Annotated in this window: 1 protein-coding gene; it reads right to left on the bottom strand. The window is 74.8% G+C overall.

The window, feature by feature from the left end; all coding sequences use genetic code 11:
* On the bottom strand, window positions 1-302 hold a 302-nt coding region (locus D9V41_RS17315; RefSeq protein ID WP_208006952.1), incomplete at both ends, for a CoA transferase.

Genomic DNA, 302 nt, shown 5'->3' with positions numbered 1-302 from the left:
TGCACCACCTGGGCGTCGCGGGGATAGTCCTCGGGGCGCAGCGCGAGATAGGCGGGGATCCCCGCCTCCTGGAGCCGGCGCTCCACCAGCTCGCCGTCGCGCTCTGTGGTCCACGCGGCGATGGCGGCGTCGAGCTCCGTGGTCGCCGCACGACGTCCGGCCGCCGTCGCGAGATCCTCCCGGACGAGGTCCGCCCGGCCCAGCACCGCGACGAGCCGCTGCCACTGCAGGTCGTCGGTCACCGCGATCGCGACGAACCGCTCGCCGTGCTCGTCGGGCGACACCGGATAGACGCCGTGGGG

Source organism: Aeromicrobium phragmitis, assembly GCF_003674095.1.
Taxonomy (GTDB): domain Bacteria; phylum Actinomycetota; class Actinomycetes; order Propionibacteriales; family Nocardioidaceae; genus Aeromicrobium; species Aeromicrobium phragmitis.
This window is presented reverse-complemented; position numbering and strand designations above follow the sequence as displayed.